Source organism: Brevundimonas sp., assembly GCF_016463485.1.
GTDB lineage: Bacteria > Pseudomonadota > Alphaproteobacteria > Caulobacterales > Caulobacteraceae > Brevundimonas.
In genome coordinates this window covers 1-2,419 of record NZ_JAEMRD010000245.1, presented here as the reverse complement: position 1 = coordinate 2,419, position 2,419 = coordinate 1, and the positions used below count along the sequence as shown (strand labels likewise).

Annotated in this window: 1 protein-coding gene; it reads right to left on the bottom strand. The window is 68.9% G+C overall.

Annotated elements, in window-relative coordinates; genetic code table 11:
- Positions 1-401 precede the first annotated feature (401 nt).
- Positions 402-2,419, bottom strand: a 2,018-nt coding sequence (gene alaS / locus JHC99_RS18500; protein ID WP_292156160.1) for an alanine--tRNA ligase, incomplete at its 5' end; no start/stop codon positions are given.

The following is a 2,419-nucleotide window of genomic DNA, read 5'->3' as shown; positions in this document are numbered from 1 at the left end:
CAACAAGATCGCAAGGCCTTGCGCCCTTCCCCGCGACGGGACGAAGGGCAGTATAACAGGGCTGGAGACCTGGGCGCGTTCGAGGGGGCGAGAAACGTGCAATCCCTTATGTGGCAAGGGATTGGTGGCTCGAAGTTTGAAAGTTGGAGGTGTCGGACGAGCCAAATCCTTCCCCCCTTGCGGGGGAAGGTGGCCGCGAAGCGGACGGATGGGGGGTGAAAGGCGCTATCGAAAGCGAGGGCGAACGGACGCGATCTTTAACATCGTGGCACCCCCCATCCGTCAGGCTCCGCCTGCCACCTCAGTCGATCGCGATGCGCTCTCCTTCGACCCCCGCAAGGGGGGAAGGATACGCGATCAGGGCGGAGGAGACGTCTCGCCGCCCTCTCTGGCCCGAAAGGTCAGCCCGCGAGGGCTGCACGCACCGCCGCCAGACCGGCCTCGGCCTTCGATCCGTCGGGGGCGCCGCCTTGGGCGAAGTCGGCCTTGCCGCCGGCGCCCTGACCGCCCATGGCCAGCACGGCGGCGCGGGCCAGGTCGGCGGAGTTGACGCGATCCGTCACGTCACTGGTCGCGGCTACGGTGACCGCCGCCTTGCCGTCCGTCACCCCGATCAGGGCGACGACGCCGGAGCCGACCTGTTTCCTGAAGTCCTCGGCGACGCCGCGAAGGCCCTTGCCGTCGACGCCGTCCAGGATGCGGGCGATCAGCTTGACGCCGTTGATCTCTTCCGGCGCGGCGGAGGCGGACGAGCCGCCGCCGAGCGCGAGTTGCTTCTTCAGGTCGGCGACCTGTTTCTCGAGGGCGCGACGTTCGGCGGTCAGGGCCTCGACGCGGCCGGGGACGTCTGCGGGCTGGACCTTGAAACCCTGGGCCAGGCGGCGGGCGACGCCGGCCTGGGACTCCAGATACTGGCGGGCGGCCTCTCCGGTCAGGGCTTCGATACGGCGGATACCGGCGGCGATGCCGGTCTCCGACACGATCTTGAACAGGGCGATGTCGCCGGTGCGGGCCACATGGGTGCCACCGCACAGTTCGACCGAATAGGGTTTGGCCGTGTCGGTCAGGGACCGGCCCAGCGTCAGAACCCGGACCTCGTCGCCGTATTTCTCGCCGAACAGGGCGACGGCGCCGGCCTCGATGGCCTGTTCCGGGGCCATGAGTTTGGTCTCGGCGGGCAGGTTCTGGCGGATGACGGCGTTGACCTCGTCCTCCAGGGCGGCGATCTCGGCCTCGGTGAGCGGCGCGTTGTGGCTGAAGTCGAAGCGCATGCGCGCGGCATCGACCATCTGGCCCTTCTGGGCGACGTGGGGGCCGAGGACATTGGCCAAGGCCTTGTGCAGCAGGTGGGCGGCCGAGTGGTTCGCGCGGGTGGTCAGGCGGGCGTCGGCGAGGCTGCGCAACTGGACCCGGGCACCGATGGTCAGGGTGCCGGACGTGATCTCGACCTTGTGGGCATAGAGGTCACCACCGGCGTGCTTCAGCACGTCGAGCACCGTGCCCGCGCCCTGCTGGCCCGAGGAATCCGTCCATTCGATCTCGCCCCGGTCGCCGACCTGGCCGCCGCCTTCGCCGTAGAAGGGGGTCTGGTCGAACAGAACCTCGGCGGTCTGGCCGGGTTCGAGCTGATCGACAGAGGCACCGTCGGCCACGATGGCCAGGACCTCGCCCGAGCCCTCGACGGCGTCATAGCCGGTGAAGATGGTGGGCCCCAGGCGGTCGCGCAGGGATAGCCATTCGCCGGCCGAGGCGGTCTGGCCCGAGCCCTTCCAGTTGGCCTTGCCGCGCTCGCGCTGCTGGGCCATCGCGGCGTCGAAGGCGTCGTTGTCGACCGACAGGCCGCGACGGCGCGCCTCGTCCTGGGTCAGGTCGAGCGGGAAGCCATAGGTGTCATACAGGGTAAAGGCCGTCTGGCCCGAGATGACGCCGCCTTCGGACAGGCCGCTGGTGGCCTCGTCCAGAAGACCCATGCCGCGACCGAGGGTGGTGCGGAAGCGGATCTCTTCCTGCTTCATCGTGTCCTCAATCGAGGCCTGGGCGCGGGCCAGTTCGGGGAAGGCCTCGCCCATCTGGTCCACGAGCGTCGGGACCAGGCGGTGCATCAGGGGATCGGCGGCACCCAGCAGGTGGGCGTGACGCATGGCGCGGCGCATGATGCGACGCAGGACATAGCCGCGACCCTCGTTGGAGGGGGTCACGCCGTCCGCGATCAGGAAGGACGACGAGCGCAGGTGGTCGGCGATGACCCGGTGGCTGGCAGCCTGGGCACCCTCGGACTTCGTCGAGGTGGCGTCTTCGGAGGCGGCGATCAGGGTCTGGAACAGGTCGGTATCGAAGACCGAGTTCTTGCCCTGGAGCACGCTGGTCATCCGCTCCAGGCCCATGCCGGTGTCGACCGAGGGCTTGGGCAGTTTGCGAA